We start from the raw sequence: 25,502 nt of genomic DNA, 5'->3' as shown, positions 1-25,502 counted from the left end.
AAGGGTTCTCGCGCGTCGACGACGCAGGTCGGGGACGGGCGTGCGCGGGGCGTTCGCGCACTACACCAGGTGACCCGAATGGTTCAACCGCGCCGTCGGAGACGCCCGAGCGGGGCCTGAATTCACCCCTTGCGGCCGATCGCCCCGGTACTCCAATGTATTGATCTGTGTTCGTCCGTGTACTCATCGTATGCAGGTCATGGAGCGCGGAATGAATGAGTTCAACGCCGATGCCCATCGCGCACACCCCGCGCCGGAAGACGCGGTGGCCATCGTCGGGTTGGCCTGCCGACTCCCCGGCGCCGACGGCCCCGACGAGTTCTGGGACCTGCTGAACAGCGGACGCGACACGATCACCGAAGTGCCCCGCCATCGCCGGGACGCGAGAGCGGCGGACGACACGAACCGAGCGGCCGGCGGATCCCCCCACCCAGCCGCGGACCGACCGCGAAGAGGCGGATTCCTGGACGCGGTGGACCGGTTCGACGCCGCCTTCTTCGGCATCACCCCGGGCGAGGCCGCCCTGATCGACCCACAGCAGCGCCTGATGCTCGAACTGTGCTGGGAGGCCCTGGAACACGCGGGCATCCCGCCGACCCGGATCCGGGGCAGCGCCACCGGGGTGTTCGCCGGCGCGATCTGGGACGACTACGCCACCCTGCTGCGCCGCGCCGGTGTCGAGCCCGGTCCCCGACACGCCACCGGCCTGCACCGCAGCATGATCGCCAACCGGGTCTCGTACACCCTCGGCCTGCGCGGCCCCAGCATGACGGTGGACGCTGCCCAGTCCTCGTCCCTGGTCGCGGTACACCTGGCGGGCGAGAGCCTGCGCCGCGGCGAGTCGACACTGGCCCTGGTCGGCGGGGTCAACCTGGACCTGGTTCCCGACCACGACGGCGACGCGGCCAAGTTCGGCGGGCTCTCCCCACAGGGCCGCTGCTTCACCTTCGACGCCCGGGCCGATGGCTACGTGCGCGGCGAGGGCGGCGCGGTGGTGGTGCTCAAGCCGCTGTCCCGGGCGCTGGCCGACGGCGACGTCGTGCACGCCGTGATCCGGGGCAGTGCGATGAACAACGACGGGGGCGGCGACGCGTTGACCGCGCCCGACCCCCGGGCCCAGGCGGAGGTGATCCGGCTTGCCCGGCGGCGGGCCGAAGTCGCCGCGTCCGCCGTGCAATACGTCGAACTGCACGGCACGGGCACCCCCGTCGGCGACCCGATCGAGGCCGCCGCACTCGGTGCGGCGCTCGGCGCGGAGCGGGCGAACCGGCCGCCGTTGGCCGTCGGTTCGGTGAAGACCAACGTCGGGCACCTGGAGGGCGCGGCCGGCATCGTCGGCCTGGTCAAGACGGTGTTGGCGATCCGACACCGGCGGCTCCCGGCAAGCCTGAACTTCGCCGAACCCCATCCGCGGATCCCGTTGGGCGAACTGGGCCTGCGGGTGCAGACGGCGACGGGTGACTGGCCCTGCCCGGACGAACCCCTGATCGCCGGGGTGAGTTCGTTCGGGATGGGCGGGACCAACTGCCATGTGGTGCTCGCGGAGGCGGAGCCCGCGGACGGGGTGGGGCCGTCGGGTGGGGCGGATCCGGTCGTGGGGTCCGCCACCGGCCGGGTGCCCTCGGACGCGGTTGCCGTGCCGATCTCCGGTGTCGACGCGGACGGGCTTCGGGCCCAGGCCGGGCGGTGGCACGGTTACGTACGCGAACATCCCGACGTGGCGCCGGCCGACCTCGGCTACTCGGCCGCCACCACCCGGACCGGGTTCGCCGCCCGCGCCGTCGTCCTCGCTCGCGACCACGCCGAACTCCTCGCCGGGCTCGCCGCGTTAGGTGGAGCCGGCGCGGATCCACACCTGGTCCGGGCCGACGCTCAACCCGGCCGCACCGCCTTTCTGTTCACCGGACAAGGCAGCCAACGCCCTGCCATGGCACGGGAGTTGTATGCCCGCCACGCCGTCTTCGCGGCGGCCTTCGACGCCGCCTGCGCCCACCTGGACCCGCACCTGCCGCGCCCGTTGCGCGAGGTGTTGTTCGCGTCGCCCGACCGCCCGGACGCGGCGCCCGTGCACCGCACCGAGTACACCCAACCCGCGCTGTTCGCCGTCGAGGTCGCGCTGTACCGGCTGTTCGAGCACTGGGGAGTGACCCCGGACCTGCTGCTCGGCCACTCGATCGGCGAGTTGTGCGCCGCGCATGTGGCCGGCGTCTGGTCCCTGCCCGACGCGTGCGCGCTGGTCGCGGCCCGGGGCCGGCTGATGCAGGAACTGCCGGACGGCGGGGCGATGGTGTCGCTGCGGGTCGCCGAGGACGACGTGCTCGCCTCGCTCGAACCGGTCCGCGACCGGGTCTCGATCGCGGCCGTCAACGGGCCGCTGGCCACGGTGATCTCGGGCGACCGGGACGCGGTCCTCGACGTCGCGGCCGGCTGGCGGGCACAGGGCCACAAAACCACCCGACTGCGGGTCGCACACGCCTTCCACTCACCGCGCATGGACGCGATGACGGACGCCTTCGCCGAGGTGGCCGCCCGGTTGACCGCTCGACCGCCCACCCTGCCCGTCGTGTCGAACCTGACCGGCCTGCCGCTGACCGCCGAACAGGCCTGCTCCCCGGACTACTGGGTCCGCCACGTGCGGCACACCGTGCGCTTCCACGACGGGGTGCGCCGGCTGCGGGCCGAAGGCGCGACGGTACTGCTCGAACTGGGCCCGGACGGCAGCCTGTCGGCGGCGGCCCGGACCTGCCTGGTCGACGGCGAACGGGACACCGTGGCCACGATCCCGACGCTGCGCCGCAACCGCCCCGAGGCGGACGCGTTGACCACGGCGGTGGCCCGCCTGTACACGAACGGCGTGGACCCGGACTGGGAGGGGGTGTTCGAGGGACGCGGGGCACGCCGGGTCGCGTTGCCCACCTACGCCTTCCGGCGCGCACGCCACTGGCCGGGCGCCTCGGCGGAAGCCGCCGACACGGCCGCCCCGGACGAATCGCCCGCCGTGGCACCGACGTTGGCCGAGCGGTTGGCGCCGCTGTCCGCGGCCGAGCAACATCGCATCCTGCTCGACCTGATCCGGGCACACGCGACCGCCGTCCTGGGCCCCGGCGCGACCACGACCGTCGAACCCGACCGCACCTACCGCGAATCGGGCCTGGACTCGCTCGGCACCGTCGAACTGATCACCCGGTTGGCCAGGGACACCGGCCTCGACCTGCCCCCGACCACGGTCTTCGACCACCCCACACCCACCGCGCTCGCCCACCACCTGCGCACCCGGGCGCTCGACCTGCCCGCGCCGACCGGCCCCCGGCCGACGCCCGGGCCGGCCGGCGCCGACGAACCGATCGCCATCGTGGCGATGGGCTGCCGGCTGCCCGGCGCGGTCCGTACCCCCGAGGACCTGTGGCGGCTGGTCGCGGACGGCGTGGACGCGATCACCGCCTTCCCCACCGACCGCGGCTGGGACTTGGACCGGCTCCACCACGACGACCCGGACCGGCCGGGCACCAGCTATGTACGATCCGGCGGATTCCTGGACCACGCGGGCGACTTCGACGCGGAGTTCTTCGGGATCGGCCCGCGCGAGGCGCTGGCCATGGACCCGCAGCAACGGCTGCTCCTGGAGACCTCCTGGGAGGCGATCGAACGCGCCGGACTCGACCCGACCGCGCTGCGCGGCGAGCGGGTGGGGGTGTTCGTCGGCGCCACCGCGCAGGAGTACGGCCCGCGCATGCACGAATCCACCGACGCCCTCGCCGGATTCCTGCTGACCGGCACCACGCCCAGCGTCGCGTCCGGGCGGATCGCGTACACCCTCGGCCTGTCGGGCCCGGCGCTCACCGTCGACACCGCCTGCTCGTCCTCGCTGGTCGCGGTGCACCTGGCCGCACGTTCGCTGGCGAGCGGGGAATGTGCGCTGGCCCTGGCGGGCGGCGCCACCGTGATGGCCGGCCCCGGCATGTTCGTCGAATTCGCCCGGCAGCGCGGCCTGGCCCCCGACGGTCGTTGCAAGCCCTTCTCGGCGGACGCCGACGGCACCGCCTGGGCCGAGGGCGTCGGCGTGCTCCTGCTGGAACGCCTGTCCGACGCGCGCCGCAACGGCCATCCCGTACTCGCCGTGCTTCGCGGCTCCGCGATCAACCAGGACGGGGCCAGCAACGGGCTCAGCGCGCCCAACGGCACCGCCCAGCAGCGGGTGATCCGGGACGCGCTGGCCGCCGCCGGACTCGGCCCGCAAGACGTCGACCTGGTCGAGGCACACGGCACCGGAACACCGCTGGGCGACCCGATCGAGGCGCAGGCGCTGCTGGCCACGTACGGGCGCGATCGGGCCGCCGATCGGCCGCTGCTGCTCGGCTCGGTGAAGTCCAACATCGGCCACACCCAGGCCGCGGCGGGTGTGGCCGGGTTGATCAAGACCGTGTTGGCCCTGCGGCACGGCGCGGTACCGGGGACGCTGCACCTGCGCGAACCGTCGCCCCACGTGCGGTGGGCGGACGGGGCGATCACGCTGCCGACGACGACCACGGACTGGCCCGCGTACGACCGGCCGCGCCGCGCGGCGGTGTCGTCGTTCGGGATCAGCGGGACGAATGCGCATGTGATCGTGGAGGAGGCGGATGGGGACGCGAAGGCGCCGGAGCCTGCCCCTGTCGGCGACCCTGCGTCCGACGGTGTCGCCGACCCCGTGCCGCTGGTGGTTTCCGCGCGGAGCGAGGCCGCGTTGCGGGGGCAGGCGGAGCAGCTCGCGGGGCTGCTTCGGGGGGCGGACGCCCCGGCCCTGGCCGAGGTCGGGTATTCGCTGCTGCGCGGCCGGGCCGGGTTCGAGTACACCGCCGTGATACCGGCGCGTACCCACGCCGAGGCGCTGCACGGGTTGACCGCGCTCGCCGCCGATCGACCCGCCGACCGGCTGATCCGGGGCGGCGCCCCGGCGGCCCGGGGCGGGACCGTGTTCGTCTTCCCCGGGCAGGGCACCCAGTGGTCCGGGATGGCGCTGGAACTCCTGGACATCAGCGAGCCGTTCGCCGCCTCCATGCGGGCCTGCGCCGGCGCGCTCGACCCGTACGCCGTCGACTGGTCGCTGCTCGACGTGCTCCGCGAGCCCGGGACGCCGGGGTTGACGCGCGTCGACGTCGTACAGCCGGCGCTGTTCGCGGTGATGGTCTCGCTGGCGGCGCTGTGGCGCTCGATCGGGATCGAACCGCAGGCCGTGGTCGGCCACTCGCAGGGCGAGATCGCCGCCGCGTACGTCGCGGGCGCACTGTCCCTCGCGGACGCCGCCAAGGTGGTCGCACTGCGCAGCCAGGCGCTGGTCGCGGCGGCGGGCAGCGGCGGGATGGCCTCGGTGTCACTGCCCGCCGAACAGGTCGCCGCGCTGCTCGAACCCTGGGCCGGCCGGCTTGGCGTGGCCGCCGTCAACGGGCCGAGCGCCACCGTGGTCAGCGGAGACACCGAGGCCCTGGACACGTTCCTGGACCGATGCGCGGCGGACGACCTGCGGGCCCGGCGCATCCCCGTCGACTACGCGTCGCACTCGGCGCACATGGAGGAGATCCGCGATCGGCTCCTGACCGACCTGGCCGACGTGACCCCGCGAGCCGCGTCGACAGCCTTCTACTCCACTCTGACCGGCGGTCGCATGGCCGACACGAGCGGCCTCGACGCCGACTACTGGTACCACAATCTGCGCCGAACGGTGCGGTACGAGACGGCCGTTCGGGCGCTGAGCGAGGACGGTCACCGGCTGTTCGTGGAGGTCGGCCCGCATCCCGTGCTCACGCTCGGTACCCAGGAAACGTTGGACGCGTGCGGCAGCGGCGGGACCACGATCGGCACGCTGAGCCGCGACCACGGCGGCCGGGACCGCTTTCTCGTTGCGGTGGCGGAGGCCGTCGCGCACGGCGCCCGGCCCGACGCGGAAGCGCTGTTCGACCCGGCCGGTACCGGGGTGCGGGCGGTTGCCCTGCCCACCTACGCGTTCCAACACCGGCGCTACTGGCTGACCCCGCGCGAGGCGGCTCCCGACGGTACGGCCGCCCTGGGTCTGACGCCGATCGCCCATCCGCTGCTCGGCGCGCTCGGCGTCGAGCCGGATGGAACGGTGATCGCGACGGGTCGGATCTCGCTGCGGGATCTGCCCTGGTTGGCGGACCACGCGGTCGCGGACACCGTGGTGTTGCCGGGGACCGCGTTTCTCGAACTGGCCCTGTGGGTTGGGGAGTCCGTGGGGGCTCCGCAGGTCGAGGAACTGACCCTGGAGAGCCCGCTACTCTTGCCCGAGACCGGTGATGTGCACCTGCGGGTTGCCGTGGCCCCGGCGGACGAGGCCGGGCTGCGGGAGGTCACCATCCACTCCCGGCGGGCGGGTGGCGGCGGTGCCGATGCGGAGCGGGAGTCGTGGGTTCGGCATGCGGGCGGGCTGCTCGTCGAGTCGGTGCGGGAGGTTGGCGGGGGCGGTGGCGGTGGGCTCACCGAGTGGCCGCCGCCCGGTGCCGATGTGCTTGATCTTGCCGATGCCTACCCCGTGTTGGCCCGGCTCGGGTACGGATACGGGCCTGCCTTTCGGGGACTGCGTGCGGTTTGGCGCGGTGCCGGTGGCGAACTGTTCGCCGAGGTGCGGTTGCCGGATGAACTGCGGGAATCGGGGTCGGGGGTGGTGGGGCCGGAGTTTGGGATCCATCCGGCGCTCTTGGATGCGGCACTGCATCCGTTGCTTTCGCCGCCTTCGTCGCTTTCATTGACTTCGTTGTTTTCGACGCAGGACGGGTCGGCGGGTGCGTCGCCGCGTATTCCGTTCTCGCTGGCGGACGTGCGGCTGCATGCCACCGGGGCCGACATGTTGCGGGTGCGGCTGGACCGGGCGGATGACGGGGCCACGGCGCTTACGGTTGCCGACGGCGTCGGTGCGCCGGTTCTGTCCATCGGCGCGCTCACCCTGCGTGAACTGCCTGCGGACGGGCCGATCGTGGCGGAACCCCGACTGGGCGAGGCGATGTTCGACCTGCGCTGGATCGCCGGAACGACCCCGGCGGAGCCGACGGGTGTCGGGTATGCGTTCATCGGGGAGGACCTCGGCTTGGGCGGCGGCGAGGTGTATCCGAGCCTCGCGGATCTCGATGCGCGACTGCTCGCGACGGGGGAACCCACGCCCGACGTGGTGTTCGCCGCTGTGCCGATGGGGGCGGACGACGATGTCCCGGGTGCCGCGCACGACAGCGCGCGCTGGGCGTTGAACCTGGTCGGGGGTTGGCTTGCCGGCGAGCGGTCGAGTGGGGCGCGGCTGGTCGTGGTCACTCGCGGTGCGGTCGCTGCTCGGGCCGGGGACGCGTTGTCCGGGTTGCCTGCGGCTCCCGTATGGGGGCTCTTGCGGACCGCGCAGTCCGAACACCCCGATCGTTTCGTGCTGATCGACCTGGACGATGCGGTGCGCTCCGGCTCCGCGCTGCTTGGCGCGGCCGTTGCGGCTGAACCTCAACTCGCCTTGCGTGATGGGGTGGTTCATCTACCCCGCATGGTGGTTGCCGAGCCCGTGGACCCGGCGGATGCGCCGGTGGCTCGACGCCGACCCGATCCGAACGGGACCGCGCTGATCACCGGTGGCACCGGCACCCTGGGTGCGCTGGTCGCCCGCCGGCTGGTCGCCGAACACGGCGTCCGGCACCTGCTCCTGCTCGGACGTGCGGGTCGGGAGGCCGCCGGGGCAGAGGAGTTGATCGCCGAACTCGGTGCGCTCGGCGCCCGGGTGACCGTGGCCGCGTGCGACGTCGCCGACCGGGCCGCGCTGCGCCGGGTGATCGAGGACATCCCCGCCGAGCACCCGCCGACGATCGTCGTTCACGCCGCCGGTGTGCTGGACGACGCGACGCTGTCGTCGTTGACCCCGGATCGGCTCGACGCGGTGCTGCGCCCCAAGGTGGACGCGGCCTGGCATCTGCACGAGTTGACCCGAGCGGCGAACCCGGCGGTGTTCGTGCTGTTTTCGTCCATCACCGCGATCACGGGCAACGCCGGCCAGGGCGCGTACACGGCGGCCAACACCTTCCTGGACGCCCTCGCCGAACACCGCCGCGCCGCCGGGCTGCCCGCCAACGCGCTGGCCTGGGGACTGTGGGCCGAGGGCAGCGGGATGACCCGCCACCTCGACCACACCGACCGGGCCCGGATGTCCCGGGGCGGGATCGCGGCGCTGCCCACCGAGACCGGACTCGCCCTGTTCGACGCCGCGTTGCACCGGGACCACCCGTACACGATCCCGGCCCGCCTGGACCGCAGCGCGTTGCGGGCCCTGGCCGCGAGCGGAGTGCTGCCCGCCGTACTGCGCGGCCTCGTGCGTGTCCCGCCACCGCGTGCCGCCGCCTCCGGAGATCGCGCGGACGCGTCGTCGTGGCCCCGACGGATCCGAGAACTCCCGCGCGAGCAGCGGGAACGGGAGATCACCGACCTGGTGCGCGGGCAACTCGCCGCCGTCCTCGGACACGACGCACCCGAACGACTCGACCTCGACCGCGCCTTCCGCGAGCTGGGCGTCGACTCGCTGACCGCACTCGAACTGCGCAACCGGCTCAATGCGTTCACCGGCCTGCGGCTGCCCGCGACCGTGGTCTTCGACCACCCCAGCGGAACGGCCCTGGTCGCTCGGATGACGCGCGAGGTGGTCGGGGCGGCCCCGAGCGAGTCGACCACGGGTGCCGCGGCATCGACCGTGACGGTCGACGAGCCGATCGCCGTCGTCGGCATCGGCTGCCGCTATCCGGGCGGTGTGGCCGGTCCCGAGGACCTGTGGCGACTGGTCGCGGCCGGCACGGACGCGGTCGGTGACTTCCCCGGGGATCGTGGCTGGGATCTGGCGAACCTGTACGACCCCGACCCGGACAAGGTCGGCAAGGTCTACACCCGACGGGGTGGATTCCTCTACGAGTCGGGGGAGTTCGACGCCGAGTTCTTCGGCATCTCGCCGCGTGAGGCGGCGGCGATGGACCCGCAGCAGCGGCTGCTCCTGGAGACCGCGTGGGAGGCGTTCGAGCACGCGGGGCTGGATCCGAGGACGCTGCGCGGGAGCAACACGGGTGTGTTCGCCGGGGTGATGTACAACGACTACGCCTCGCGGCTGCACCGCGCCCCCGACGGGTTCGAGGGCATGCTGCTGGCCGGAAACGTGGGCAGCGTCGTGACCGGCAGGGTGTCCTACGCGCTGGGCCTGGAGGGGCCGGCGGTCAGCGTGGACACGGCCTGCTCGTCGTCGCTGGTGGCGCTGCACCTGGCGGCCAACGCGCTGCGGTCGGGGGAGTGCGATCTGGCGCTCGCCGGTGGGGTGACGGTGATGTCCACTCCGAATGTCTTCGTCGAGTTCTCCCGACAGCGCGGACTGTCGGCGGACGGCCGGTGCCGGTCGTTCGCGGCGGGCGCGGACGGTACGGGCTGGGGCGAGGGTGTCGGGCTGCTGGTGGTGGAGCGACTGTCCGACGCGAGGCGCAACGGGCATCCCGTGCTGGCGCTGCTGCGTGGTTCGGCGATCAACCAGGACGGCGCGTCGAACGGGCTGACCGCGCCGAACGGTCCGTCCCAGGAGCGGGTGATCCGCGCGGCGTTGGCCGGTGCGGGGTTGTCGGCGGCGGACGTGGACGCGGTGGAGGCGCACGGGACCGGGACGACGCTGGGCGACCCGATCGAGGCGCAGGCGTTGTTGGCCACGTACGGGCAGGACCGGCCGGCGGATCGGCCGTTGTGGCTGGGCTCGATCAAGTCGAACATCGGGCACACGCAGGCCGCGGCCGGGGTGGCCGGCCTGATCAAGATGATCATGGCGATGCGGCACGGCGTACTGCCCGAGACGTTGCACGTCGACGCGCCGTCGCCGCACGTGGACTGGTCGACGGGACGGGTCGAGTTGCTGGCCGAGGGCCGACCGTGGCCCGAGGTCGGCCGGGCGCGCCGAGCCGCCGTGTCGTCGTTCGGGATCAGCGGGACGAATGCGCACGTGATCGTCGAACAGGCGCCGGCGGCCGAGCCGGTGGTGTCCCGGGACGAGCCCGTGGGTGTGGCGGGCCTGGTGCCGTGGGTGTTGTCGGCCAGGACCGCCGACGGTCTGCGGGCGCAGGCGGTGCGGTTGCGGGAGTGGTCGGCGCGTCATCCGGAGGCGGATCCGGTCGACGTGGGGTGGTCGTTGGTTCGGGAGCGGTCGGTTTTCGATCGGCGGGCGGTGGTCAGTGGTCGAGATCTAGGTGAACTTGCATTCGGGCTCGATGAGTTGGCTGCCGGCGGTGGTATCGCCGATGGTCGGCCGATGTTCTCGGGGCCCGGCCCGGTGTTCGTGTTTCCGGGGCAGGGGTCGCAGTGGGTGGGGATGGCGGCCGGGTTGTTGGAGTGCTCTCCGGTGTTTGCGGGTGCGGTGGCGGAGTGTGCGGCGGTGATGGATCCGTTGGTGGCGGATTGGTCGCTGTTGGATGTGTTGCGGGATGGGTCTGCCCGTGAGTTGGAGCGCGTGGACGTCGTTCAGCCGGTGCTGTTTGCGGTGATGGTGGGGCTTGCGCGGTGGTGGGAGTCGTGCGGGGTGCGGCCGGGCGCGGTGATTGGGCACTCGCAGGGGGAGATTGCTGCGGCGCATGTGGCCGGCTATCTGTCGTTGGCGGATGCGGTACGCGTGGTCGTGTTGCGGAGTCGGGCCCTGCTGGGGGTCGCGTCCTCCGGGGGCGGGATGGTGTCCGTCGGGGTGTCGGCGGAGCGTGCTCGCGAGTTGGTCGCCGGGGACGATCGACTGTCGCTGGCGGCCGTGAACGGGCCGACGAGTGTGGTGCTTTCGGGTGATGTCGAAGCGCTGACGCTGGTGGTCGAGGCGTGTGAGCGGGATGGTGTGCGGGCTCGGTGGATCCCGGTGGATTACGCGTCGCATTCGGCGCGGATGGAGGCCGTGCGGGTCGAGGTGGAGCGGCTGTTGGCGGATGTGACGCCGCAGGTGGGCCGCGTGCCGATGTACTCGACCGTGAGCGGGGAGGCGGTTGCCGATCCCGCCGAGTTGGGCGGGTCGTACTGGTTCGAGAATCTGCGGCGCACGGTCGAGCTTGAGCGAGCCGTGGGTGCGGCGGTCGCGGATGGGCATGGTGCTTTTCTGGAGTGCAGTCCGCATCCGGGGCTGGTGGTGCCGTTGGGGGACACCCTGGAGGCGGCCGGGGTGGATGGCGCGGTCCTGGAGACGTTGCGGCGGGGTGAGGGTGGGCCCGATCGGCTGGTCGCCGCGCTCTCGGCGGCGTTCGTGGCGGGTGTCGCGGTGGACTGGGCCGGGATGTTGCCGGGTCGCCATGTCGAGCTGCCGACCTACGCCTTCCAACGGCGGCGCTACTGGTTGACGGGTGGCGAACGCGCGGGCGATCCGACCGGGTTGGGGCTGGTCGCGGCCGATCACCCGCTGCTGGGGGCTGCGGTCGGTTCGGTTCGGGACGGGGAACTCCTGTACACCGGACGGTTGTGCGCCGCGACGCACGGATGGCTGGCGGACCACGCGGTGTTCGGCTCGGTGGTGGTGCCGGGGACGGCTTTCGTGGAGCTGGCGTCGTGGGTCGGTGGTGAGGCCGGTTGCCCGGTCGTGGACGAACTCACGCTGCATGCACCGCTGGTGCTGCCGGACGGGGTCGGCATCCGGCTTCGGGTGGCGGTGGGCGCGGCGGATTCGGCCGGGCGTCGGGTGGTGGAGTTCCATTCGCGGCCCGAGGATGCCCCCGACGAGCAGCCGTGGACTCGGCATGCGACCGGCACGCTGGGCACCGCGAGTGTGCTCGGATCCGCGTCGGCCGGGGCGGAGGCGTGGGCGGTCTGGCCGCCGGCGGATGCCGAGGTGGTCGACCCAGAGGCTGTGTACGGGCGGCTTGCGGAGCACGGGTACGAATACGGGTCGATCTTCCGGGGGTTGCGGGCCGCGTGGCGGCGGGGGGACGACTTCTTCGCCGAGGTCGCGCTTCCGGAGGCGGCCGGTCGGGACGCGCATGGCTACGACCTGCATCCGGCGGTGCTGGACGCCGCGCTGCATGTGGCCGCGGCCGAGGCGGTGGCGCAGTCGAGGGCGACGCTGTTGCCGTTCGCCTGGACCGGGGTCGCGCTGCATGGGCCGGGGGCGTCGCTGCTCCGGGTGGTGTTGCGGCGTACCGGGCGGGAGACGTTGGCGGTCGACGTGGCCGACGAGCGTGGTGTTCCGGTGGCGTCGGTCGCGTCGCTGACGCTGCGGCCGGTGGCTGCCGAGCAGTTGGTCGCGGCCGAGGCCGCGGGCCGCGAGTGGCTGTACCGGATGGTCTGGGAGATCGCGGACGCGCCGGTGGCGGAGCACGTCGATGGCGAACTCCCCGGTTCGGTGGCGGAGTCCGACGTGACGGCGGAGCTTGTGGCGGGCGGGATTCGGGTGGTGACCTTCGTGGGCACCGAAGAGGCGCCCGAGGTGGGGCTGTTCGACTGCCCGCCCGTGGTCGGCGAAGCACCCGACGAGGTAGCCGGCGCGGTGCATGCGGTGCTGGCCGCGGTTCGGGCCTGGGTGGCGGACGAGCGGTTTGCCGGGGCGCGGCTGGTGGTTCGTACCCGTGGTGCGGTGGCCACGGATGCGCAGGACCGGGTCGGTTCTCCGGCACATGCGGCGATTTGGGGTCTCGTGCGGGTTGCGCAGACCGAGCATCCGGGGCGCTTCGTCCTGGTCGATGCGGATGATGCCGATTCGGGTGCGGCACTGCGTGCGGCGGTGGCGTGCGGGCTGCCGCAGGTGGCGATTCGCGAAGGTGTGGTGTTGGTGCCGCGCCTGGTGCGGGCGGTGCACGACACGGCGCTGGTGCCGCCGGCGCCGGGGTCGGATCAGTCGTGGCGGATCGAGTCCGGGACGGCCGGGACGCCGGACGATCTGGTGGTGACGGCTCATCCGGCCGCCTCGGCGCCGTTGGCGGCCGGACAGGTGCGGGTGGCGGTGCGGGCGGCCGGGGTGAACTTCCGCGATGTGCTGATCACGCTCGGGATGTATCCGGGGCGGGCAGTGATCGGCGCCGAGGCTGCCGGGGTGGTCGTGGAGGTCGGCCCGGGGGTGTCCGATCCGGCCGTCGGCGACCGGGTGATGGGCTTGTTCGAGGGGGCGTTCGGGCCGCTTGCGGTGGCCGATCGGCGTTTGTTGGCCCGGGTGCCGGCGGGTTGGTCGTTTGCTGAGGCGGCGTCGGTGCCGGTGGTCTTCCTCACCGCGCTCTACGGGCTGCACGACCTGGCCGGGCTGCGGTCGGGTGAATCGGTGCTGGTGCATGCGGCCACGGGTGGGGTCGGCATGGCCGCCACCCAACTGGCCCGGCATCGGGGCGCCGAGGTGTACGCGACCGCGAGTGCGGCGAAGTGGGCCACCGTGCGCGGGCTGGGTGTTCCGGACGAACGGATCGCCTCGTCCCGGGACCTGTCCTTCGAGCAGCGCTTCGCGCGGGCCACGGACGGGCGCGGGATCGACGTGGTGTTGAACTCGCTCGCGGGCGAGTTCACCGACGCGTCGTTGCGACTCCTGGCCGAGGGCGGCCGGTTCGTGGAGATGGGCAAGACCGATATCCGGACCGAGGGGCTGCCGGCCGGGGTGCGGTATCGGGCCTTCGACCTGATCGAGGCCGGGCCGGATCGTATCGCCGAGATGTTCGCCGAACTGGTCGACCTCTTCGAGCGTGGTGTGCTGCGACCGCTGCCGATTCGGACCTGGGACATCCGCCGGGCCCGCGAGGCGCTGCGCTTCCTGGGCCAGGCCAGGCATGTGGGCAAGGTGGTGCTGACCGTGCCGCAGCCGCTCGCGGCCGACGGCACGGTCCTGATCACCGGCGGCACCGGCACGCTGGGTCGCAGTCTGGCCCGACACCTGGTCACGCGGTGGGGTGTGCGCCGGCTGGTACTGACCGGCCGGGCCGGGCCCGCCGCTCTCGGCGCCGCCGAACTGGTCGCGGAATTGGCCGAGTCGGGTGCCGACACCACGATCGTGGCCTGCGATGCGGCGGATCCTGCGGCGATGGCAAGGGTGTTGGCCGCGATCCCGGCCGAACACCCGTTGACCGCCGTGGTGCACGCCGCCGGGACGATCGACGACGCGCCGATCGAGGCGCTGACCCCGGAGCGGGTCGACCACGTGTTGCGGCCCAAGGTGGACGCCGCCCTCGTGCTGGACGAACTCACCCGGGACGCGGACCTGGCCGCGTTCGTGCTGTTCTCGTCGGTGGCCGGCGTACTCGGCGTCGCCGGGCAGGGCGGCTATGCGGCGGGGAACGCTTTCCTGGACGGCTTCGCGGGTCGGCGCCGTGAGCGGGGGCTGCCCGCGACCGCCCTGGCCTGGGGCCTGTGGGCGGAACGCAGCGGAATGACTGAGCAGTTGGGCCTTGGCGACCTGAAGCGCCTGGCGCGCGGCGGACTGGTGCCGATCTCGACCGCCCAGGGGCTCGCGCTGTTCGACGCTGCCTGGCAGGCGGACGAGGCGGCGCTGATCCCGGCCCGCCTGGACCTGGCCGCATTGCGCGCCCAGCCGGCGGCCGAGCCGGTACATCCGCTGCTGCGCGGCCTGGTCGGCACCCCGACCCGCCGGAACGGCGCGCTGCCGGAGGCGCCGTGGGCCCGCCGGCTCGCCTCGGCCGCGCCCGCCGAGCGGGTGGACGTGGCATTGCGGCTGGTCCGGGCCGAGGCGGCGGTGGTCCTGGGGCACGAGTCGACCGACGGGGTGCGGCCCGAAGTCACGTTCCGCGACCTCGGGTTCGACTCGCTGACGGGTGTGGAACTGCGCAACCGGCTGAGCGGTGCCACCGGATTGCGGTTTCCGTCCACGCTGGTCTTCGACTTTCCGACCCCGCTCGGCCTGGCCGGTTTCCTGGTCGCCGAGTCGGTCGGCGCGGTGGAGTCGGCGCCGACCGCGCCGGCCGCCGGGGGTGCGATGGTCGCAGCCGATCCGGTGGTGATCGTCGGGATGGGCTGCCGGTTCCCGGGCGGGGTGGACTCCGCGTCGGCCCTGTGGGACCTGGTGGCCGGGGGCGGCGATGCGATCGGGCCGTTCCCGACCGACCGTGGCTGGGATGTCGACGCGCTGTTCGATCCCGATCCGGAGCGGGTCGGCAAGAGCTACGTCCGTACCGGCGGATTCCTCGCCGGGGCAGCCGAGTTCGACGCCGAGTTCTTCGGTGTTTCACCGCGCGAGGCGCTGGCGATGGACCCGCAGCAGCGGCTGCTGCTGGAAACCGCGTGGGAGACCTTCGAGCAGGCGGGCATCGATCCCACCTCGCTCCGGGGCAGTCGGACCGGCGTCTTCGCCGGGATGGCCGGCCACGACTACGCGACCGGGGGCGCCCGTACGCAGGCCGGGCTGGAGGGCCACCTGCTGACCGGGAACGCGGCCAGCGTTGCCTCGGGCCGGGTAGCCTACACACTCGGCCTGGAGGGGCCGGCGGTGACCGTGGACACGGCGTGCTCGTCGTCGCTGGTGGCGCTGCACCTGGCGGCGAACGCGTTGCGGTCGGGGGAATGCGACCTGGCGCTCGCCGGCGGGGTGACCGCGATGTCCACGCCGGACTTCTTCCTGGAGTTCTCCCGGCAGCGCGGACTGTCCGTGGACGGCCGCTGCAAGGCGTTCGCGGCCACGGCGGACGGGATGGGCGCGGCGGAGGGCGTGGGCCTGCTCCTGGTCGAGCGGTTGTCGGATGCGCGGCGCAACGGGCATCCGGTACTGGCGGTGGTGCGCGGGTCGGCGGTGAACCAGGACGGCGCGTCGAACGGGTTGACCGCGCCGAACGGGCCGTCGCAGCAGCGGGTGATCCGGGCGGCCCTGTCCGACGCCGGATTGTCCGCGGCCGATGTGGATGCGGTGGAGGCGCACGGGACCGGCACGACGTTGGGCGATCCGATCGAGGCGCAGGCGTTGCTCGCGACCTACGGGCGGGATCGCGCGCCGGATCGGCCGCTGTGGTTGGGGTCGGTGAAGTCCAACATCGGGCACACCCAGGCGGCTGCGGGGGTGGCCGGGGTGATCAAGATGGTTTCGGCGCTGCGGCATGGGGTGTTGCCGCGCACGCTGCACGTGGACGAGCCGACGCCGCATGTGGACTGGTCGGCGGGTGGGGTCGAACTGCTCACGAGCGCGCGGGCGTGGCCGGAGGCCGGGCGGGTGCGTCGGGCGGGTGTGTCGTCGTTCGGGATCAGCGGGACGAACGCGCATGTGATCTTGGAGCAGGCGGAGGTGAGTCCGGCGGATTCGGTGCCTGCGGTGACGCCGCCGGCGGCCGGGACTCCGGTGTGGGGCGGTCGGGTGCCCTGGGTGTTGTCGGCCCGGTCCGAATCCGCGTTGCGGGCACAGGCCGCGCGGTTGCGGGACTGGCTGGCCGTACATCCCGACGCCGATCCGCTCGATGTGGGGCGGTCGTTGGCGATGGGGCGGGCGGCGCTCGATCACCGGGCGGTGGTGCTTGGACGCGATCTCACGGAACTGCGCCTGGCGGTCGGTGAGTTGGCCGACAGCGGGCCGGGTGACGAGACGTCGACCGTCCGCTCGGTCTCGGCCGCCGGTCCGGTGTTCGTGTTTCCGGGGCAGGGGTCGCAGTGGGTGGGGATGGCGGCGGGATTGTTGGAGTGCTCTCCGGTGTTTGCTGGTGCGGTGGCGGAGTGTGCGGCGGTGATGGATCCGTTGGTGGCGGATTGGTCGCTGTTGGATGTGTTGCGTGGTGCGGGTGGTGAGGCGTTGGCCGAGCGGGTTGATGTGGTTCAGCCGGCGTTGTTCGCGGTGATGGTGGGGCTTGCACGGTGGTGGGAGTCGTGTGGGGTCAAGCCGGGTGCGGTGATCGGGCATTCGCAGGGGGAGATCGCGGCTGCGCATGTGGCGGGTTGTCTGTCGCTCGCGGATGCGGTGCGGGTGGTCGTGCTGCGGAGCCGGGCCCTGCTGGGGGTTGCGTCTTCAGGTGGCGGGATGGTGTCGGTTGGGGTGTCCGCCGATCGGGCTCGGGAGTTGGTTGCCGGAGCTGACGGGTTGTCGTTGGCGGCGGTGAACGGGCCGACGAGTGTGGTGCTTTCGGGTGATGTCGAAGCGCTGACGCTGGTGGTCGAGGCGTGTGAGCGCGAGGGCGTGCGGGCTCGGTGGATTCCGGTGGATTACGCGTCGCATTCGGCGCGGATGGAGGCCGTGCGGGGCGAGGTGGAGCGGCTGTTGGCGGATGTGACGCCGCAGGCGGGCCGCGTGCCGATGTACTCGACTCTGACCGGTGCGCCGATCGCCGATCCCGCCGAGTTGGGCGGGTCGTACTGGTTCGAGAATCTGCGGCGCACGGTCGAGCTTGAGCGGGCCGTCGGAGCGGCGGTTGTCGACGGGCATACGGTCTTCGTGGAGTGCAGTCCGCACCCGGGGCTGGTGGTGCCGCTGGGGGACACCCTGGAGCAAGCCGGGGTGGACGGCGTCGTTCTGGAGACGTTGCGGCGGGGCGAGGGTGGGCCCGATCGGCTGGTCGGCGCGCTTTCGGCGGCGTTCCGGAGCGGTCTGGCCGTGGACTGGGCCGGGTCCGGGATGCTGCCGGGGCGGCGGGTCGAGCTGCCGACCTATGCCTTCCAGCGGCGGCGGTACTGGGTGGAGCCTGCGGAGCGGGCCGGCGGGGTCGGGTGGGGGCAGTTCACGGTCGAACATCCGGTGCTGGGCGCCGGGGTCGATCTGGCCGACGGGGCCGGGACGGTCTTTACCGGGCGGCTGTCCGCAGCCTCGCACGGGTGGCTCACGGAGCATGTGGTGCTCGGAACGGTGATCGCGCCCGGCACGGTGTTCGTCGACCTGGCGCTGCGTGCGGGGGCGGCGGTCGGCCGGGCGACGGTCGAGGAACTGACCCTGCACGCGCCGCTGATCCTGCCCGACGCGGGCGGTGTACGGATCCAGGTCCGGGTCGGCGCACCCGACGCCGCCGGGGTCGGGTCGGTGGAGATCCACTCCCAACCGGAGGATGCGGCCGGCGACGAGCCCTGGACCCGGCACGCCTCCGGGACCCTGACCGCGACCGACCTCGACCCGGCGGACGTGGCTGCGGAGGCGGCGATCTGGCCGCCCGCGGGCAGCACGCCGGTCGATCTGGACGGGGTCTACGAGCGACTGGCCTCGGCCGGATTCGAGTACGGTCCCGCCTTCCAGGGGCTGCGTGCCCTGTGGCGGCGCGGCGGCGAGTCGTTCGCCGAGATCGAACTCGGCGACGACGCACGGCAGGAGGCCGAACGCTACGAGGTGCATCCCGCGCTGTTGGATGCGGCCGTGCATGCGCTGGGCGTGGAGCCGGCGGCGGAGGTCGCGCCGGGCGAGACGCGGATCGCCTTCTCCTGGCGCGGAGTTCGGCTGGTTGCCGGCGGGGCCGGGCGGTTGCGGGTGCGGCTGGCACCGGTGGGCTCGGATGCGGTGTCGTTGTGGTTGAGCGATGTGGACGGTGAGCCGGTCGGGTCGGTCCGGGCGCTGACCGTGCGGCCGGTCTCGGCCGAGCGGCTGCGTCCGGCGGGGGCGCCGCCGCGCGATTCGATGTTCCGAGTGGAGTGGCGGTCGGTGTCGGGCGACGAGCCGGGCGCGGCGGTTCGCTGGGCGGTGGTGGGCGCGGTGGACTCCGGGCCGCTTGCCCGGCTGGTGGCGGCGTATCCGGATGCGCCGGTGTACCGCAGTGTGGTCGAGGCGGCCGGGGATGTGGCGGCGGGACCGCCCGATGTCGTGGTGGTGGGCGTGGGCGGGCCCGACGATTCGGAAGGATCGGTCGAGCGCACTCGGCGGGTGCTTGCGGACGTGTTGGCACGGACGCAGGACTGGCTGGCCGACTCCCGCTTCGCGGCGACGCGCCTGGTCGTGGTGACCTCCGGGGCCGTCGCCGCCGACGTGGATGCCGACCCCGGGGAGCGGGTGGCGGACCTGGCCGGCGCGGCGGTGTGGGGGCTGTTGCGCTCGGCCCAGTCCGAACACCCCGACCGATCCTCGCTGGTCGACCTCGACGAGGACGCGGCGTCGATTGATGCCTGGCCGGCGGTGCTTGCCTCGGCCGAGCCGCAACTTGCCGTCCGTGCGGGCCGATTCCGGGCTCCTCGGCTGGCAAGGGTGACTGCCGGGAGCAGCGAGCCGTTCGCCTTCGCGCCCGACGGCACGGTGTTGGTCACCGGTGCCACCGGCGGTCTGGGTGCCCTGGTGGCCCGGCATCTGGTGACCGCGCACGGCGTGCGCCGACTCTTGCTGCTGTCCCGCCGGGGCGCGGCCGCACCCGGTGCGGCCGAACTGGTCGAGGACCTGACCGCGCAGGGGGCGGAGGTCACCCTCGCCGCCTGCGATCTGGCCGATCGTGCCGCGCTGGCCGCCGAGTTGGCGCGTATCCCGGCCGAGCATGCGCTGACCGGGGTGATCCACACCGCCGGCGTGGTGGACGACGCCACCATCGCGAACCTGACCGATGTGCACCTGGACCATGCGCTGCGCCCCAAGGCGGACGCCGCGTTCCACCTGCACGAGTTGACCCGGGACGCGAACCCGGCCGCGTTCGTCCTGTTCTCCTCCGGGGCCACCACCTTCGGTGGTCCGGGGCAGGGCAACTACGCGGCGGCCAACGCCTTCCTGGACGCCCTGGCTCGGCAGCGCCGCGACCTCGGCCTGTCCGGGATCTCGCTGGCCTGGGGCCTGTGGGCGGGCGCGCAGGGGATGGGCGGGCGGCTGAGCGAGGCCGATGTGGCCCGCTGGGCCCGAACCGGTGCGGTGGCGATGCCGGCGGCCGAGGCATTGCGGTTGTTCGACATCGCGCTGGGCCGGCCCGAGGCGGCGCTGGTGCCGGCACACCTGGACCTTCCGGCGATGCGGGCGGATGCCGGTGCTCGGCCCGCGCTGTTCCGGGAGTTGCTCGGGACCGCTACGCGGCGGGCGGCGGGTGTGGGCGGGTCGGCGCTGACTCGGCGGCTGGCGGGGATGTCCCCGGCCGAGCGGGAGCAGGCGGTCTTGGACGTGGTGCGGACCGAGGCCGCGAACACGCTGGGACACGAGTCGGCCGGGGCGGTGCCGGCCGGGCGAGCGTTCAAGGAGCTGGGGTTCGACTCGCTGACCGGGGTGGAACTGCGCAACCGGCTGAACACCGCGACCGGGCTGCGGTTGCCGTCCACGCTGGTCTTCGACTACCCGACCCCGGCGGGGTTGGCGGCGTTCCTGGTCGGCGAGTTGGTCGGTCGTCCGGTACAGGCCGTGCCGGTTCCGGTTCCGGTGCCGGTCGGTGGGCGGGACGGGGACGCCGACGATGCGATCGTGATCGTCGGCATGGGCTGCCGGTTCCCGGGCGGGGTGGCCTCGCCGGAGGACCTGTGGAATCTGCTCGCTTCGGGCGGGGATGCGATCGGACCGTTCCCGACGGACCGGGGATGGGACCTGGCCGGGCTGTTCGACCCCGATCCCGAGCGGCCCGGGAAGAGCTACGTGGAGTCGGGCGGATTCCTGTATGGGATCGGCGAGTTCGACGCCGAGTTCTTCGGGATCTCGCCTCGTGAGGCGTTGGCGATGGATCCGCAGCAGCGGTTGCTCCTGGAGACGGCGTGGGAGACGTTCGAGCGGGCGGGGATCGATCCGACCTCGCTGCGCGGCAGCCGGACCGGGGTCTTCGCCGGGGTGATCGACAACGACTACGGCGCCCGGGTGAACCGGGTCCCGGACGAGGTCGAGGGCTATCTGGGCTACGGCAGTTCGGCGAGCATCGCGTCCGGCCGGGTCTCGTACGTCCTGGGTCTGGAGGGTCCGGCGGTCAGTATCGACACCGCGTGCTCGTCGTCCCTGGTCGCGCTGCACCTGGCGGTGAACGCGGTGCGGTCGGGCGAATGCGAACTGGCCCTGGCCGGTGGCGTGACGGCAATGGCCACCACCGAGTTCTTCGTGGAGTTCTCCCGGCAGCGGGGTCTGTCGCCGGACGGTCGCTGCAAGGCGTTCGCGGCGGCGGCGGACGGGATGGGCGCGGCCGAGGGCATCGGGCTGGTGCTGGTGGAGCGGTTGTCGGATGCGCGGCGCAACGGGCATCCGGTACTGGCGGTGGTGCGTGGTTCGGCGGTGAACCAGGACGGCGCGTCGAACGGGTTGACCGCGCCCAACGGTCCGTCGCAGCAGCGGGTGATTCGGCAGGCGTTGGGCGCGGCCGGGTTGTCTGCGGCGGATGTGGATGCGGTGGAGGCGCACGGGACCGGGACGACGCTCGGCGATCCGATCGAGGCGCAGGCGTTGTTGGCCACCTATGGGCAGGATCGGCCGGCGGATCGGCCGCTGTGGTTGGGGTCGGTGAAGTCGAATATCGGGCACACCCAGGCGGCGGCGGGTGTGGCCGGGGTGATCAAGATGGTGTTGGCGCTGCGACATGGGGTGTTGCCTCGGACGTTGCATGTGGACGAGCCGACGCCGCATGTGGATTGGTCGGCCGGTCGGGTCGAGGTGTTGGCGGGCGAGGTGGCGTGGCCGGCGGGTGAGCGGGTGCGCCGGGCGGGTGTGTCGTCCTTCGGGATCAGCGGGACGAACGCACACGTGGTCTTGGAGGAGGCGCCGGCGGACGCCGCCGAGCCTGCGCCCGCCGCGCCGACGGTCCCGGGAGTCGGCGGCGTGCTGCCCTGGGCGGTGTCGGCGCGCACCGAGGCCGGGTTGCGGGCGCAGGCGGCGCGGTTGCGCGATTGGGTGAGCGAGCATCCGGACGCCGAACCGGCGGATGTTGCCCGGTCGTTGGTGGACGGGCGGGCGGTGTTCGACGTGCGGGCTGTGGTGCGCGGGCGGGAGTCCGGCGAACTTGTGGCTGGGCTGGACGAGTTGGCTCGGGGTGGGGTGGGAGACCCCGGTTCACTGGTGACCGGCTCGGATCCGGTGTTCGTGTTTCCGGGGCAGGGGTCGCAGTGGGTGGGGATGGCGGCGGGGTTGTTGGAGTGCTCGCCGGTGTTTGCGGACGCGGTTGCCGAGTGTGCGGCCGTGATGGATCCGTTGGTGGCGGATTGGTCGCTGTTGGATGTGTTGCGGGGCGGGTCTGGCGGTGAGTTGGAGCGGGTTGATGTGGTTCAGCCGGTTCTGTTTGCGGTGATGGTGGGGCTTGCCCGGTGGTGGGAGTCGTGTGGGGTGCGGCCGGGTGCGGTGATCGGGCATTCGCAGGGGGAGATCGCGGCTGCGCATGTGGCGGGTTATCTGTCGCTCGCGGATGCGGTGCGGGTGGTCGTGCTGCGGAGCCGGGCCCTGCTGGGGGTTGCCTCTTCCGGTGGCGGGATGGTGTCGGTTGGGGTGTCCGCCGATCGGGCTCGGGAGTTGGTTGCCGGAGCTGACGGGTTGTCGTTGGCGGCGGTGAACGGGCCGACGAGTGTGGTGCTTTCGGGTGATGTCGAAGCGCTGGCGGTGGTGGTTGACGCGTGCGAGCGCGATGGGGTCCGGGCTCGGTGGATTCCGGTGGATTACGCGTCGCATTCGGCGCGGATGGAGGCCGTGCGGGGCGAGGTGGAGCGGCTGTTGGCGGATGTGACGCCGCAGGCGGGCCGCGTGCCGATGTACTCCACTTTGACCGGTGCGCCGATCGCCGATCCCGCCGAGTTGGGCGGGTCGTACTGGTTCGAGAATCTGCGGCGCACGGTCGAGCTTGAGCGGGCGGTCGGTGCGGCGGTCGCGGATGGGCGCACCGTGTTCGTCGAGTGCAGTCCGCATCCGGGACTGGTGGTGCCGTTGGGGGACACCCTGGAGTCGCTCGGTGCGGATGGCGCGGTCCTGGAGACGTTGCGGCGGGGCGAGGGCGGGCCCGATCGGCTGGTCGCCGCGCTTTCGGCGGCGTTCGTGCGTGGTCTGCCGGTGGACTGGGCCGGGCTGATCGTCGGCGCGCGGGTGGAGTTGCCGACCTACGCATTCCAGCGGCGACGCTATTGGTTGGACGAGGGGGCGCGGTCGGGGGATCCGGGCGGGTTGGGACTGGCCGCCGTCGGACATCCCTTGCTGGGTGCGGCGGTACGGCCGGCGCAGGGCGCGGGGTTGTTGTTCACGGGGCGGTTGTCGACGGTGACCCACCCGTGGCTCGCGGATCATGTGGTGCTCGGCTCGACGATCGTGCCGGGCACGGTATTCGTGGACCTGGCGCTGTGGGCCGGGGCCGAGGCGGGGTGTCCGGTGGTGGACGAACTGACCCTGCACACCCCGCTGGTGTTGCCGGAGCACGGCGGTGTGCATGTACAGGTGACCGTCGACGGGCCGGACGCCGCCGGGGCCCGGGCGGTCGCGGTGTACTCCCGGCCGGAGGACGCGCCCGGCGAGGAGGCATGGACCCGACACGCCGTCGGTGTCCTCGTCGCCGACGCCGATGCGGCTGCCGCTCTGGACGCGGCTGCGGAGGCGTGGCCGCCGGTCGGGGCGAAGCCGATCGAGGTGGCGGACTTCTATGCACGGCTGGTGGAGTCCGGGGTCGACTACGGGCCGGCGTTTCGTGGGATGCGGGCCGCCTGGCGGCGCGGGGACGAGCTGTTCGCCGATGTGGCGCTTCCGGCCGAGGAGGAGCGCGACGCGCACCGCTTCGGGGTGCATCCGGCGCTGCTCGACGCGGGCGTGCAGACCCTGCGGGTGAATTCGGGGCCGGCCGACGGGGACGACATCCGGGTGGCCTTCTCCTGGCACGGGGTGCGGCTCTTCGCGGCCGGTGCGACCCGGCTGCGGGTGTCGTGCGTGCCGTCGGGCGAGGGTGCGGTGTCGCTGCGGATCACGGACGAGACCGGGCGGGCGGTCGCCGCGATCGAGGCGTTGACGGTGCGAGCGATCTCGGCCGAGCAACTCCGGCGGGCCGGCGGCGGGCGGGACGCGCTGTACCGGCTCGCGTGGCGGGCGACGGCGGTTCCCGTGTCGGTGGCGGCGCCGCGTGTGGCCGTGGTCGGCGGCTGGGATCTGCCCGGCCTGGGCGGGTTGGTGGGCCGGTATCCGGGCGTTGCCGAACTTGCTTTGTGTGATCGGCCGTTGCCAGATCTGGTACTGCTCCCCGTCGGTGATCCGGATCCCGGTGCGCCGTTCTCCGAGCGGCGTATGCGGGAGGTGACGGCGGAACTGGTCGGGCGGCTGCACGCGTTCCTCGGCGACGAACGGCTCGCGGCGGCCCGGGTGGTCGTGGTGACCCGCACGGCGGTGGTCGTGGGTGGGGACGTGGGGCTCGGTGATCCGGCGTCGGCGTCGGTCTGGGGAGTGGTCCGGGCGGCGCAGGCCGGGCACCCGGGGCGGATCGTGCTGGTCGACCTGGACGACGATCCGGCCTCGGCGGCGGCTTTGGCGGCGGTGGCGTCGGCCGGTGGTGAGCCGCAGTTCGCGGTGCGCGGTGGCCGGGTGTCGGTACCGAGGCTGGAGCGGATTCCGGCCTCCGGCGGAGCACGGTCGGCGCTGGGGACCGGCACGGTGTTGATCGCCGGTGCGGACCGGGCGGTCGGTGCGGGGGTGGCCGAGCATCTGGCCGAGGCGTACGGGGTGGGTCGGTTCGTGTTGTTGTCCGTGGATCCCTCGGGTGCGGGGCCGACCGAACTGGCCGCCCGGCTGGGCGAGGTCGTAGCCGAGGTCGTGTCGGCGGCCTGGGACGGGCACGATCCGGGTGTGCTTGCCGCGCTCGTGGCCGAACACCGGCCGGCGGGCGTGGTGGACGGGTCGGGCGAGTCGGATGTCGCCTGGGCGTTGCACGAGCTGACCGCCGACATGGACCTGGCGTTCTTCGTGCTGTTCTCGTCGGCGGCGAGCCTGCTCGGTTCAGCGGGGCATGCGGCCACGGCCGGGGTGGATGCCTTCCACGATGCGCTGGCCGCACATCGGCGGGCGTGTGGGCTGCCCGGGGTGTCGCTTGCGTGCGGGACGGATCCGCTGCCGGGGCTGCCCGACCTGTTCGACGAGGCGATACGCCGGGAGGACGCCGTGTTGGTTTCGGCGTCGACGGATCTCACCGGGCCCGGGTCGACGTCACCGTTGTTGCCCTCCCGGAACGGCCGTGGCGCGACCACCCCCGCCGAGACCTCGACCGAGGCGGACGGCGAGGCCCTGGTCCGGCGCCTGGCGGCGCTGTCCGAGGAGGAGCGCGAGCGCGAACTGGTCGGCCTGGTACGGGCCCAGGCCGCAGCGGTGCTCGGGCATGCCGGCATCGGCGAGATCGGACCCGAACGGGCCTTCAAGGAGATCGGGTTCGACTCGCTCACCGCGGTGGAGCTGCGCAACCGGCTGATCAGGGGCACCGGGGTCGGCCTGCGCTCCACCCTCGTCTTCGACTTCCCCACGCCGCGAAGCCTGGCTCGCCACCTGAGCGGCCGGCTGGTCGAGGAGGCATCCCCGATCGGTGCGCTGCTGGCCGATCTGGACCGATTCGAGGGCGAGTTGCACGCGGTGCTCGACGAGCCGGAGGCCCGCGACCGGCTGGCCGAGCGGCTGCGTCGGCTGCTGGCCGACTGTACCGCGCCGGACGAGAGCGTCCCCGCCGCCGACGACGTCTCGGACGTGCAGTCGGCCACCGACGACGAGTTGTTCTCGCTCGTCGACCAGGGCTTCGAGTGACCCGGCC

Annotated in this window: 1 protein-coding gene; it reads left to right on the top strand. The window is 73.0% G+C overall.

The window, feature by feature from the left end:
- The first annotated feature begins 211 nt into the window (after positions 1-211).
- On the top strand, positions 212-25,495 hold the full coding sequence (locus tag ACFZBU_RS45710) for an SDR family NAD(P)-dependent oxidoreductase (RefSeq protein WP_391589751.1): 25,284 nt from the start codon (positions 212-214) through the stop codon (positions 25,493-25,495).
- The last annotated feature ends 7 nt before the right edge of the window (positions 25,496-25,502 follow it).

It is taken from the genome of Embleya sp. NPDC008237 (assembly GCF_042956465.1).
Taxonomy (GTDB): domain Bacteria; phylum Actinomycetota; class Actinomycetes; order Streptomycetales; family Streptomycetaceae; genus Embleya.
The sequence above is the reverse complement of the archived record's forward strand: the minus strand, read 5'-3'. Positions and strand labels throughout refer to the sequence as shown.

Excerpts from the sequence above, each read along its gene's own strand:
- ACFZBU_RS45710 (WP_391589751.1), top strand. The coding sequence starts at position 212 with ATGAATGAGTTCAACGCCGATGCCCATCGCGCACACCCCGCGCCGGAA.